Here is an 11,897-nt window from a genome sequence, read left to right on the forward strand (position 1 = left end):
AAAACGGCTCTGAGGGTAAGCATCATGGGTGAGAACCAGTCTGACGTCTTCAATCTGTTCTCAGAGATTTATACCAAGGCGGCTCAGGAGGAGATCAGTCTCCAGCAATATCTCCTGGCCTGCCGCGAAGACAAGTCGATGTACGCCTCGGCCCCCGAGCGCATGGTCGAGGCGATTGGCGAGCCGAACCTCGTCGACACCAGCAAGGATGAGCGGCTCGGGCGCATCTTCTCCAACCGCACCGTCAAAATCTATCCCTCCTTCTCCGACTTCTATGGAATGGAAGATACGATCGAGCGGATCGCCGGATATTTCCGCTATGCCTCCCAGGGACTGGAGGAGCGCAAGCAGATCCTCTACCTTCTCGGCCCCGTTGGCGGCGGCAAATCCTCTCTTGCCGAAAGGCTGAAGAAACTGATGGAAGAGCGACCGATCTACACGCTCAAGGTCGGCAACCAGATCAGTCCGATTTTCGAATCCCCGCTTGGCCTTTTCCATCCTGATCGCATGGGCGACCTGCTGGAGGATAAATACGGGATAGCCCGGCGCCGCCTCAACGGACTTATCTCGCCTTGGGCGGCCAAGCGGCTGGACGAACTGTCCGGTGACATTTCCAAATTCAGCGTCGTCAAGCTGATGCCGTCGAGGCTGCGCCAGATCGCGATCGCCAAGACCGAGCCCGGCGACGAGAACAACCAGGACGTCTCGGCTCTGGTCGGCAAGGTCGACATCAGACAGTTGGAAAATTTCAGCCAGTCCGATCCGGACGCCTATTCCTACAGCGGCGGCCTGAACCGGACCACGCAAGGCCTGCTCGAATTCGTCGAGATGTTCAAGGCGCCCATCAAGGTCCTGCATCCGCTGCTCACCGCGACCCAGGAAGGCAGCTACAATGGCACCGAGAATTTCGGCTCCTTCCCCTATCAGGGCATCATCATTGCCCATTCGAACGAATCGGAGTGGCAGCAGTTCAAAAACAACAAGAACAACGAGGCGTTTCTCGACCGCATTCTCGTGGTCAAGGTGCCTTACTGCCTGCGCATCACCGAAGAACGGCATATCTACGAGAAGCTGTTGCGCGAGAGCGAACTGGCTGGCAGCCCCTGCGCGCCTGAGGTGCTGGACATTCTCAGCCGGTTCACGGTCTCGACCCGTCTTGCGGCGCATGAAAATTCGCCGCTCTACACCAAGATGCGCGCCTATGACGGCGAAAACCTCAAGGAGGTCGATCCCAGGGCCAAGTCGGTTCAGGAATATCGCGACGCCGCGGGGGTCGACGAGGGCATGACCGGCGTAAGCACACGTTTTGCCTTCAAGATACTGTCGCAGACTTTCAACTACGACACCAACGAGGTCGCGGCGGACCCCGTGCATCTGATGTATATTCTTGAAGAGGCGATCAAGCGCGAGCAGTTCCCGAAGGAGACGGAAGCTGCCTATCTCGAATTCATCAAGTCGGAACTCGCGGCGCGCTATGCCGAGTTCATCGGCCATGAAATCCAGAAGGCTTATCTGGAATCATACAGCGAGTATGGCCAGAACCTTTTCGACCGCTACATCGCCTATGCCGACGCCTGGATCGAGGACCAGGACTACAAGGATCCCGACACGGGACAGATCCTCAACCGTGAGATTCTGGACAAGGAATTGTCGCAGGTCGAGAAGCCGGCCGGCATCGCCAATCCCAAGGACTTCCGCAACGAAGTGGTCAAGTTCACGCTACGGGCACGGGCGCGCAATCATGGCCGCAACCCGTCCTGGACAAGCTACGAAAAGCTGCGCGAAGTCATCGAAAAGCGCATGTTCGGCCAGGTCGAGGACCTGCTGCCGGTGATCAGCTTCGGCTCCAAGCAGGACAGTGTCACGGAAAAGCGCCACAATGAATTCGTGCAGCGCATGGTGGAACGCGGCTATACGGAGCGGCAGGTGCGCCGGCTTGTCGACTGGTACATGCGCGTGAACAAGGCGGGTTGAGGCAAGCCCGAACGCTCCATGCCGATTTTTATCGACCGCCGCCTGAATCCGAAGGACAAGAGCCTGGGCAATCGCCAGCGCTTCCTAAAGCGCGCGCGCGAGGAACTCAAGCGAAGCATCCGCGACAAGGTCCGCGAGGGCCGCATCGCTGAGGTCGGCCGCGAGCATGCCGTGCCCATGCCGCATAAGGACACCAGCGAGCCGGTGTTCAGCGATGCCGGAAACAGCGGCCGGCGCCAGCACGTCCTGCCCGGAAACAGGACTTACATTTCCGGGGATCTGATCCCCAAGCCCGGGCGGGGAGGCATGGGCTCCTCCGCTCCCGGAAACAAGGAATCCGAAGACGATTTTCGTTTCGTGCTGTCGCGCGAGGAGGTTCTCGACCTCTTCTTCGAGGATCTGGAACTGCCAGATCTGGTCAAGCTCAATCTCAAGCAGATACTGACGTTCAAACCAAAGCGGGCGGGCTTCGCGTCCAGCGGCTCGCCGACCAACATCAATGTCGGCCGCACCATGCGCAACAGCCATGGCCGCCGCATCGCGCTTCGGCGTCCCAAACAGGCGCAGTTGGACGCGATCGCCATGCAGATCGCCATACTGGAAGCACAACCGCTCGACACGGCAAGGCGCGAGCGGATCGCGGCTTTGCGCGAGGAATTCGACCGGCTGGAACGTCGCCGCAGGCGAGTTGCCTATGTCGATCCGGTCGACATCCGCTTCAATCGTTTCGACCCGCGGCCACAGCCCAATGCAAGCGCCGTCATGTTTTGCTTGATGGATGTGTCCGGGTCCATGGGAGAGCGCGAAAAAGATCTGGCCAAACGGTTCTTCGTGCTGCTGCACCTGTTCCTGACGCGCCGTTATGAGAGGACGGACATCGTGTTCATTCGACACACTCACGAGGCCCAGGAGGTGGACGAACAGACGTTCTTCTATCACACCCAGAGCGGCGGCACCGTCGTTTCCACGGCACTTGAGGAAATGCATCGCATCATCGAACAGCGCTACCCGGCCAAGGAGTGGAACATCTATGCAGCCCAGGCGTCCGACGGCGACAATTTCGCCACCGACTCCGAGCGCTGCATAGAGCTTCTCGGCGGCAAGCTCATGCGCCTGTGCCAGTATTTCGCCTATGTGGAGATCATCGATGAACGCGAGAGCCATATTTTCGGTTCGACCGAAAACGGGACCTCGCTCTGGCGCGCCTACAGCACTGTCGATGGAAAATGGCCAAATTTCCAGATGAAGCGCATTGCTGCTCCAGCCGATATCTATCCGGTCTTTCGCGAACTCTTCGCCAGGCAGCCGGCACTGCGCAAAAGCGCATGAGGACAAGGCGGATGGGCACTCCAGCGCGCAAATCCGAATTGCTCTTTTCCGGGGCGGACTGGGACTTCAAGAAACTGTCGCGGGTCTACGACGAGATCGAAGCGCTTGGGATGGAAGAGCTTCGCCTAGACGTTTACCCCGTGCAGATGGAGGTCATTTCCTCCGAGCAGATGCTCGACGCCTATTCCTCGGTCGGTATGCCGCTGATGTATCAGCATTGGTCGTTCGGCAAGCATTTCCTCTACAACGAGCTTCTCTACCGCAAAGGCAGACGTGGGCTGGCCTATGAATTGGTCATCAACTCGAATCCGTGCATCGTCTACCTCATGGAGGAAAACACCATGGCGTTGCAGGCCCTGGTGACGGCCCATGCCGCGCTTGGACACAATCACTTCTTCAAGAACAATCATCTCTTCCGGCAATGGACGGACGCAGGGGGGATTCTGAGCTATCTGAACTTCGCCAAGAGCTATATATCCCGATGCGAGGAACGACATGGCCTCGCCGCCGTGGAGGCAATCCTCGATTCCGCCCACGCGTTGATGGACCAGGGCGTCTTCCGATATCATCGGCCACCGAAGCCGTCAGGGGAACAGCAGCGCGAAGAGCTTCGAGAGCGCCTCGAATACGAGGAACGCTCCTACAACGATTTGTGGCGTACGCTGCCTCCTTCGCAAGAGGACGACAAGACCGAAACTAGCGAAGACGGCGTGTCGGAGCGGAAGAAATCGCTCCATCTGCCGGAGGAAAACCTGCTTTATTTCCTTGAGAAAACCAGCCTTGTCCTTGAGCCCTGGCAGCGTGAGATTGTCAGGATCGTCCGCGTCATTGCCCAGTATTTTTATCCGCAGCGGCAAACCCAGGTGATGAACGAGGGTTGCGCCACCTTCGTGCACTACACGCTCATGAACACGCTTTTCGACCGTGGCCGCATCAGCGAAGGCGCCATGCTCGAAATCCTGCGCAACCATTCGAATGTGATCTTCCAGCCGTCCTTCGACGACCCGCGGTTTTCCGGCATTAATCCCTATGCTCTGGGTCTGGACATGATGCAGGACATCCAGCGCATCTCGACCGAACCCACAGCGGAGGATCGCGATTGGTTCCCCGACATTGCCGGCCGTGGCGACTGGCTTGAAACCTTGCTCGACGCCTGGGCCAATCACCGCGACGAGTCCTTCATCCGCCAATATCTCAGTCCGACCCTGATCCGGAAATGGCGGTTCTTCGTGCTGGGCGACGGAGCCGAGCAACCGCACTACGAGGTCGCTTCGATCCACAACGAGCGCGGCTACAACAGGATAAGGGCCGCGCTGGCCCAGAGCTATGATTTGGGTGCAAGCCGGCCGGATATCCAGGTCGTGGACGTGGCCCTGCTCGGGGACAGGCATTTGCGGCTGCAGCACAAGGTGAAGAATGGCATCATGCTCGAGAATGAAAGCCGCGACGCAACCCTTCGCCACATCCGAAATCTCTGGGGTTACGAAGTTAGCCTGGTGGCGATCGACGCCGAAACGGGGGCGACGCTCAGCGAACGCTGGACCAAGGACTGCTGAGCGTAAGCATGATCCTAATCCGACAATCCTGGTCTAAGCGTCGGCCGCGGGTCTGATTCTGAGCCTTGCGATCCGGTTCTTGTCGCGCTTCATGACGATGAAGCGCTTGCCGTGGAAGGTGAAAGCCTGCTTCTCCTCGGGGATCGATTGCGTCTCGTGGATGACGAGGCCGGCAATCGTGGTCGCCTCCTCGTCCGGCAGGTTCCAGTCGAGCGCCCGGTTAAGGTCGCGGATCGGCACCGTGCCGTCGACGACGACCGAACCGTCGGCCTCCTGCTTGACACCCTGGATGTCGACATCGTGCTCGTCGGCGATCTCGCCGACGATCTCCTCGATGATATCTTCCAGCGTCACCAGTCCCTCGACCTCGCCATACTCGTCGACGACGACGGCGAAATGCGCCTTGCGGCGCAGGAAGGCGTTGAGCTGTTCCTGCAAGGTCGTCGTGTCGGGCACAAACCACGGTTTCGAGGCGATCTTCATCACGTCGATTTGCGAAAAATCATTGCCGACTTCGTTCAGCGCGCGCAGCAGATCCTTGGCGTGCAGCACACCGACAATGTTGTCGAGCGAGCCTTTCCACAAAGGCATCCGGGTGTGCGGGCTTTGCAGGATCTCGCGCACCACCGCTTCCGGCGCGTTGTCGGCATTGACCGAGCGCATGTTGGTGCGATGCACCATGATGTCGGAGACTTCGAGCTCTGCGAGATCGAACAGGCCGCCCACGCGGTCGCGATCCTCGCGCACCACCTGGCCATCGCGGCGGAAATCATCGACCGCGCCGCGCAATTCGGCCTCACTCGAGCGCTGCGGCTCGATGCGCGACAACTCATAGCCGAGCACGGCCAGCAGGCTCTTGCGCAACGCAAGGGCCAACAGGACGAGGACGGCAAGGACAGCGGCAACGATCCAGCCGGTCTCCATCTCAGCCGGCCTTCCTGCTGACCGGATGGTTTTCCCTGAGGAATGACAGCACTTCCGAAGCCGGCACGTCCTTGGCGATGAAGGCCTGGCCGATGCCGCGCGTCAGGATGAAGGTCAGTGCGCCCCGCGACACCTTCTTGTCCTGGGTGATGAAGGCAAGCAGCGCCTCGGCATTGGGCAAGTCGCCCGGAATGTCGGCCATCCGCCACGGCAGGCCGACGGCGCGCAGATGCGTCTCGACGCGCGCCGCGTCATCGGGGCTCGCCAGGTTGAGCCGCGACGAGAACCGATGCGCCAGCGCCATGCCAATGGCGACGCCTTCACCATGGACAAGGCGGGTTCCGTCATACTGCGTGGCGGCCTCCAGCGCATGGCCGAACGTGTGGCCGAGGTTGAGCAGCGCCCGGTCACCGGTCTCGAACTCGTCGCGGGCGACGACATCGGCCTTGGCGCGGCAGGCCTCGGCAATCGCCTGCGCCCTCTCCGGACCGCCGGCGAACACCTTGGCCCAGTTCGCTTCCAGCCAGGCGAAGAATTCCGGCCGGTCGATCAGCCCGTATTTGGCAAGCTCGGCATAGCCGGCGCGGAATTCGCGGACCGGCAGCGTGTCGAGCGTTTCGGTGTCGGCCAGCACCAGCTTGGGCTGGAGGAAGACGCCGACAAGATTCTTGCCGCGCGGGCTGTTGATGCCGGTCTTGCCGCCGACCGAGGAATCGACCTGCGCCAGCAGCGAGGTCGGGATCTGCACGAAATTCATGCCGCGCCGCACAATGCCGGCGGCAAAACCGGTGAGATCGCCGATGACGCCGCCGCCAAGCGCGACGACCACGTCGCCGCGCTCCAGCCTGGCGGCCAGAACGCCATCGACCACCTCCTCGAGATGGGCGAAGCTCTTGGTCTTCTCGCCGGGCGGCATCGTGATGACAACGGGCTGGATGCCGCCCTTCTCGAGCCCGGCCTTCAGCGTATCGAGATGCGCGGCGGCGACATTCTCGTCGGTAACGACAGCGGCGCGCGTGCCCGGCAGGCGGCGCGCGATCTCGGTGCCGGCGCGCGAAAGCAGGCCGGAGCCGATCAATATGTCGTAGGCCCGGTCGCCGAGCCCGACTTCGACGGTGACTGGCTGATCCGCGCTCATGATTCGACCTCGCCCGTCGCGACGATCGCATCGATGCCGAAATGCCGGCACAGCGCCTCCACCACCTCGGCCGCGATGACCTCCTTGCGGTCGTCGCGGGTGGGCACGGTGACATCCGATGTCGCATAGACCGGATAGCGCTCCCCCATCAGTCGCTCCAGCACGGCGCGCGGATCGGCGCTTTTCAGGAGCGGCCGGTTTTGCTTCTTGGAAACACGGTCCATCAGAAGGTCGAGCTCTGCCTTCAGCCACACCGACACGCCACGGGCGGCGATGGCCTCGCGCGTCTGCGCGTTCATGTAGGCGCCGCCACCGGTGGACAGAACCTGCGGGCCGTTCTCCAGCACGCGCAGGATGACACGCTGCTCCAGGGCCCTGAACTCGGTCTCGCCGTAGCGCTCGAATAGTTCAGGGACGGTCATGCGCGAAACGCTTTCGATCTCATGGTCGCTGTCCATGAACGGCAACGCCAGCATCGTCGCCACCTTGCGGCCGATCGCCGTCTTGCCGGCGCCCATCAGCCCGACAAACACGATGGACCGGTTGCCCAACTGGCCAAGCAGCGCGGCATGGGTCTCGCCTGGAGGATTTGCCTGTGCGTTCATCGGCGTTTCTTGGGCCCTCTTTGCCGGCGTATCGACATGAAAAGCCGGTTTGCGTCAAGCGTGCCGAACGCCCTAAGCCCGATATGGGCAGACGGACGCCCGCATCAGAAGTTGCGAACAGGCCTCCGCTTGTTCTTGAATTGGCCGGATTGGCGTCCCATAAGGGCACAGGGTTTGGAAACGCAGAACAAGAAGACGAGCGAAAATTGATGCCGACATTGTTTCGCTTTGTCGTGACCCTCGCGATTCTGGCCGGCATTGCCTATGGTACGATGTTCGCGCTTGTGATGTTCGTCGAGCCGAAAAAAGCGGAGATGAGCGTGCGCATCCCCCAGGAAAAGCTGAATCCCCGGAAAAACTGAGCTCCAGGAAAAACTGAGCTCCAAGAAGAAACCGATCTCGGAACCGCCTGAAGGAAATGAACAGCGCCGCCCGCATCGAAGCCTTCCTGGAAATGATGAGCGCCGAGCGCGGCGCTGCCGAGAATACGCTTTCCTCCTACCGCCGCGACCTCGAGGACGCTTCGACCGAAATCGATGGCGGGCTCGCCGGTGCGGCCGCGGCCGATATCCGCGCCTATCTCGACGAGATCGCCGCGCGCGGCTTCGCGCCAACATCGCAGGCGCGCAAACTGTCCGCGATCCGTCAGTTCTTCAAGTTCCTCTATGCCGAGGGTCTGCGCGGCGACGACCCGACCGGCACGCTGGACAGCCCGAAAAAGGGCCGCCCGCTGCCCAAGACGATGAGCGAGGCCGAGACCGGCCGCCTGATCGACCGCGCAGCACTCGAGGCCGGCGATGCCGCGCTCGGCCATGGTGACAGGCTGGCGGCGCTGCGCCTGCATGCCTTGGTCGAAGTGCTCTACGCCACCGGACTGCGCGTTTCCGAGCTTGTCGGCTTGCCTGTAACGGTGGCGCAGCGGGACGACCGTTTCTTCATAGTGCGCGGCAAGGGCGACAAGGAGCGCATGGTGCCGCTGTCGGGCAAGGCGCGCACCGCAATGCGTGCCTGGCTTGCCGCCCGGGCCGGGGTGCCCGCCTTCGTCGAAAGCCCGTTCCTGTTTCCGGCAGCATCCGACAGCGGCTATCTCTCGCGCCAGGTCTTTGCCCGCGACCTCAAGGGGCTGGCGGCGCGCGCCGGCATCGCCTCGGCCAAGATATCGCCGCATGTGCTGCGCCATGCTTTCGCCAGCCATCTCCTGCAGAACGGCGCCGACCTCAGGGCCGTGCAACAGCTGCTTGGCCATGCCGACATATCGACGACACAGATTTACACCCATGTGCTGGAAGAGCGGCTGGTGCGGCTGGTCAACGATCATCACCCGCTTGCCGACTAGGCCTCATATCGCTATGTGAGGACGACATTTCACTGCCCGGAGCCTTGGTTTCAAGGGTTCCGCGGTCCTTGCCTTCCGACGTATCGGTCCGCTCAAGCATGTACAATTACCTCGATTTCGAAAAGCCGGTGCAGGATCTTGAGCTCAAGATCCTCGAGCTGAAGAAGCTTGCCGAGAACGGCGAAGCGGTCGACGTCGCCGATGAGATCACCAGGTTGGAAAAGCGGTCGCGCGACGCGTTGCGCGATCTCTACAAGGCACTGACGCCGTGGCAGAAGGTGCAGGTGGCGCGCCACTCCGACAGGCCGCATTGCGTCGACTACATCAAGGGCCTGTTCAGTGACTTCACGCCGCTCGCCGGCGACCGCAATTTCGGCGAGGACCAGGCGATCGTCGGCGGTTTCGCCCGTTTCCGCGGCGAGCCGGTGGCGATCATCGGCCAGGAAAAGGGTTCGGACACGACAAGCCGCCTGAAGCACAATTTCGGTTCTGTGCGCCCCGAGGGTTATCGCAAGGCCGTGCGGCTGATGGAGCTTGCCGACCGCTTCAAGATTCCGCTCCTGACGCTGGTCGACACCGCGGGCGCCTATCCCGGCGTCGGTGCCGAGGAGCGCGGCCAGGCCGAAGCCATTGCCCGCTCGACCTCGGCCTGCCTTGCGCTCAAGGTACCATCGATCTCCGTGGTCATCGGCGAAGGCGGCTCGGGCGGCGCCATCGCCATCGCCACCGCCAATCGCGTCTATATGCTCGAACATGCCATCTATTCGGTGATTTCGCCGGAGGGTGCGGCTTCGATCCTGTGGCGCGACACCACGCGCTCCAAGGACGCGGCGACCAACATGAAGATCACCGCGCAGGATCTTTTGGAACTGAAGATCATCGACGCCATCATCCCCGAGCCGATGGGCGGCGCCCAGCGTGCGCCCGAGAAGGTGATTGCCGCGACTGGCGACCTCATCGCCAAGACGATGAAGGAATTCGCCGGCGCCAACACCGATTTCCGCGAACAGCGCCGCGAGAAATACCTGGCGATGGGCCGCAGCCTCTGACCGCCTGACAGCGCAAAGAGGCCATCGGAAGCTGCCTGCCCACCGCAATGTGGCGGCAATGAGCGCTTTCGCCACAAAAATGCCGCCGGATTCGGTTCAATGAAATTGCCGTGAGGGGTTGGTCGAAGCTTGCGGTAAGGAATTTTCAAGGTTAACGGGCTTACGGTCCGTCGGTGTTCAGCATGCGGGCTTGGCTGTTGCGAAGCCATTGGCCCGAGGAAAAAAGACATAGCCCTATCCATGTTTGCCAAGCTCGCCCGCACCGGAGTCGTCGCCGCCTCGATAGCCATCGCCGGCTGCAATGATTCGTCGATGAAGGATTTTGCGCCTGAGGCCAACAAGCCGCTGCCCGACAAGATCCTGGCCGACATGAGGGCCAAGGGCATGGTGCGCACCTCTTCGGTGATGGCGCGTATCTTCAAGGAAGAGGGCAAGCTGGAGATCTGGAAGGCCAAGACCAACGGCCGCTACGACATGGTGGCGAGCTACGACATCTGCAAATGGTCGGGCAAGCTCGGACCGAAATACACCGAAGGCGACCGCCAGGCGCCGGAAGGCTTCTACACGGTCCGTCCGGCGCAGATGAATCCGCGCTCGAACTACCATCTGTCCTTCAACATCGGCTTTCCCAACGCCTATGACCGCGCCAACGGCCGCACTGGCCAGAATCTGATGGTGCACGGCGCCTGTTCGTCGTCGGGCTGCTATTCGATGACGGACGCGCAGATCGAGCAGATTTATGCCTTCGGCCGCGACGCCTTCCAGGGTGGCCAGACCGAATTCCAGGTTCAGGCCTTCCCGTTCCGCATGACCGCCGCCAACATGGCGCGCTACCGCAACGACCCGAACTATGAATTCTGGAAGATGCTGAAGGTCGGCTACGACAATTTCGAGATCACCAAGGTGCCGCCGAAGGTTGATGTCTGCGAGAAACGCTATGTCTTCAACCAGGTCGCCCCCGAAGGCACGACCTTCAATCCAACCGGCCCCTGCCCGGCGATGTCGCAGCCGGATTCTCTCAAGACGGCCTACGCCGATTATGAGAAAAGCTATGACGCGGCATTCAGCGGCGCGCTGAAATCCAGTACGCCCGCCCCCAAGCCGACCATCGCCGGCATCAAGGAAGCCAGCATCGTCTCCGACTGGTCGAAGCGCCGGGCGCGCGGCGAGCGTGTGCCGATCGACCCGCCGTCACTCAATGCCGACGGCTCGGTCACCGAGACGATGCGCATGGGCCGCATCGATTCGCCCGCTGGCCGCAAGATGGCGGCACTTGAGGCCGAGAAAGCCGCCAAGCAGAAGGCCGAGGAACAGAGGCTGGCCGCCATAGAGGCCGCCAAGCAAGCCAAGGAAGCCGCCAAGGCGCAGGCTCTGGCCGAAAAGGAAGCTGCCAAGGCGCAAGCCGTGGCGGCAAAGGAAGCAGCCAAGCAAGCCAAGCAAGCCCCTGTCGCCACAGCGACCATCGCGGCCCCCACCGAGGCGCCACCGGCCGAAACGCAGGCGGCGAGCGCCGAGGAGAGCCGGGTTACCAAGCTGAAGAACAAGCTGCTCGGCATGTTCGGCGGCTGAGGTTGTCACCTTGGCCGAAGTGACAGCCATCTACGACCTCAAGGGACTGAACTGCCCCCTGCCCGTGTTGAAAGCGAAAAAGCGTCTGGCTGGGATGCAGCCGGGCGGCCGGCTCTGGCTTGAGACCACCGATCCGCTGGCTGTCATCGACATCCCGGCATTCTGCGCCGATAGCGGCCATCAACTGATCGAGACTTCAGCCATTTCCGGAGGCCACCGCTTTCTGGTCGAGCGCGGCGAGACGATCTGAGAGCGCTTTCTGCTGGGTTGGCGCTGCCCCTCATTACCCCGCCGGGCATTTCTCCCGTAGAGTAACGGGGAAAAAGACGCTGCCGCCGACCGCTTCGCCAACCGCCAGCGTTGTAGAAGCACCGGCGTTGCGGCCATCTCCCTTCTCCCCGTCACTATACGCCGAGA

The 11,897-nt window shown here is 61.7% G+C and carries 11 protein-coding genes; 8 read left to right on the top strand and 3 right to left on the bottom strand.

Annotated features, from left to right (window positions below):
* Nucleotides 1–24: 24 nt before the first annotated feature.
* The 3 genes from FJ934_RS08485 to FJ934_RS08495 are packed head-to-tail and all read left to right on the top strand — an operon-like array spanning nt 25 to nt 4,859.
* Nucleotides 25–1,974 (top strand): PrkA family serine protein kinase, encoded by a 1,950-nt coding sequence (locus FJ934_RS08485; RefSeq protein WP_140608687.1) that lies wholly within the window; start codon nt 25–27, stop codon nt 1,972–1,974.
* Nucleotides 1,975–1,992: 18 nt separating this feature from the next.
* A complete protein-coding gene (locus FJ934_RS08490) occupies nt 1,993–3,303 on the top strand; it encodes a YeaH/YhbH family protein (RefSeq protein WP_140608689.1) in 1,311 nt (436 codons plus the stop codon).
* Nucleotides 3,304–3,314: 11 nt separating this feature from the next.
* Nucleotides 3,315–4,859 (top strand): SpoVR family protein, encoded by a 1,545-nt coding sequence (locus FJ934_RS08495; RefSeq protein ID WP_140608691.1) that lies wholly within the window; start codon nt 3,315–3,317, stop codon nt 4,857–4,859.
* 33 nt (nt 4,860–4,892) lie between these two features.
* On the opposite strand, the gene FJ934_RS08500 is transcribed toward FJ934_RS08495, so the two are convergent.
* From FJ934_RS08500 to FJ934_RS08510, 3 genes are read right to left on the bottom strand one after another with little or no spacing between them, the layout of a single operon-like run.
* Complete coding sequence (locus FJ934_RS08500; RefSeq protein WP_140608693.1) at nt 4,893–5,783, bottom strand: HlyC/CorC family transporter; 891 nt, start codon at nt 5,781–5,783, stop codon at nt 4,893–4,895.
* Nucleotide 5,784: 1 nt separating this feature from the next.
* Nucleotides 5,785–6,921 (bottom strand): 3-dehydroquinate synthase, encoded by a 1,137-nt coding sequence (aroB, locus tag FJ934_RS08505; protein WP_140608695.1) that lies wholly within the window; start codon nt 6,919–6,921, stop codon nt 5,785–5,787.
* Nucleotides 6,918–7,526, bottom strand: a complete 609-nt coding sequence (locus tag FJ934_RS08510) for a shikimate kinase (protein ID WP_140608697.1) — start codon at nt 7,524–7,526, stop codon at nt 6,918–6,920. Before FJ934_RS08510 ends, aroB begins: the two co-directional genes overlap by 4 nt.
* A 209-nt stretch (nt 7,527–7,735) precedes the next feature.
* Here FJ934_RS08510 and FJ934_RS08515 point away from each other — a divergent pair, with 209 nt between their 5' ends.
* The 5 genes from FJ934_RS08515 to FJ934_RS08535 all read left to right on the top strand — a co-directional run bounded on the left by FJ934_RS08515 (nt 7,736) and on the right by FJ934_RS08535 (nt 11,730).
* A complete protein-coding gene (locus FJ934_RS08515) occupies nt 7,736–7,888 on the top strand; it encodes a histidine kinase (RefSeq protein WP_140608908.1) in 153 nt (50 codons plus the stop codon).
* Between the two features lie 56 nt (nt 7,889–7,944).
* The gene (locus FJ934_RS08520; protein ID WP_140608699.1) at nt 7,945–8,862 is read left to right on the top strand and encodes a site-specific tyrosine recombinase XerD; all 918 of its coding nucleotides are present in this window, start codon (nt 7,945–7,947) and stop codon (nt 8,860–8,862) included.
* A 98-nt stretch (nt 8,863–8,960) separates the two neighbouring features.
* Nucleotides 8,961–9,911: an acetyl-CoA carboxylase carboxyltransferase subunit alpha gene (locus tag FJ934_RS08525; protein ID WP_140608701.1), complete on the top strand. Its 951-nt coding sequence runs from the start codon at nt 8,961–8,963 to the stop codon at nt 9,909–9,911.
* A 240-nt stretch (nt 9,912–10,151) separates the two neighbouring features.
* Nucleotides 10,152–11,480 (top strand): murein L,D-transpeptidase family protein, encoded by a 1,329-nt coding sequence (locus FJ934_RS08530; RefSeq protein WP_140608703.1) that lies wholly within the window; start codon nt 10,152–10,154, stop codon nt 11,478–11,480.
* 10 nt (nt 11,481–11,490) lie between these two features.
* Complete coding sequence (locus FJ934_RS08535) at nt 11,491–11,730, top strand: sulfurtransferase TusA family protein (protein WP_140608705.1); 240 nt, start codon at nt 11,491–11,493, stop codon at nt 11,728–11,730.
* Nucleotides 11,731–11,897: the final 167 nt, after the last annotated feature.

This window comes from Mesorhizobium sp. B2-4-12 (assembly GCF_006441575.1).
Lineage (GTDB): Bacteria > Pseudomonadota > Alphaproteobacteria > Rhizobiales > Rhizobiaceae > Mesorhizobium.